Here is a 604-nt window from a genome sequence, read left to right as displayed (position 1 = left end):
TGTTGGACACCTCGATTATGAACGCTTTTATTGTCGCACTCTCGATTCTCCGTGTCCAATGTAAAGTCTAGCATCAAGTTGCACCTCGGCTGTTATAGATACCTGAGCCGCAGTTGCCATACGTTCCAACCCTCATGGAGGCTGTTGCAGAAGAGTTGTAAGTCATTTCTGAAGCTTTACACAAAGCATCTCCTTTAAACAGCCTTGGACCTGCACTCATATATCCCACTGGTATTTTACCCGAATTTTGACTTCCAATCTCTGCTGTATAATACACGTTGTCACCAGTTTTTTCAACAGTTGCCTGATTGTAGTATGAATAGCCACCAATTGGACCAAAGTTGTACACTCGGCTTTCTGCAGCAGATGCATAAACTGCCGTTGCACTTACTCCAATAAGTAAGCCTACCATAAATGACTGGGTGACAACCTTACTATATCTTTTACTTACTAGAAATCGCCTCCCTTCTTAACTTGTTTATACTATACAAAAAGCTTTTTGTATAAAGATGTAAAATTTATAAATGTTTGATTCATCACCATAACCCGTGCTAGACATTGAAAAAACGTAGATGTTCCTCTATCGTGAAAGTTGTCCTGACCA

The 604-nt window shown here is 40.2% G+C and carries 1 protein-coding gene; it reads right to left on the bottom strand.

Annotated elements, in window-relative coordinates; all coding sequences use genetic code 11:
• Window positions 1–73: 73 nt before the first annotated feature.
• The gene (locus AC3WQH_RS25540) at window positions 74–412 is read right to left on the bottom strand and encodes a hypothetical protein (protein WP_492332332.1); all 339 of its coding nucleotides are present in this window, start codon (window positions 410–412) and stop codon (window positions 74–76) included.
• Window positions 413–604 lie beyond the last annotated feature (192 nt).

The sequence above is a fragment of the Brevibacillus sp. FW301-21C12A genome (assembly GCF_058788915.1).
Note: the sequence above shows the minus strand (reverse complement) of the source record. Positions and strands in the feature narration are given on the sequence as shown.

Excerpts from the sequence above, each read along its gene's own strand:
- AC3WQH_RS25540 (WP_492332332.1), bottom strand. The coding sequence starts at position 412 with ATGGTAGGCTTACTTATTGGAGTAAGTGCAACGGCAGTTTATGCATCT.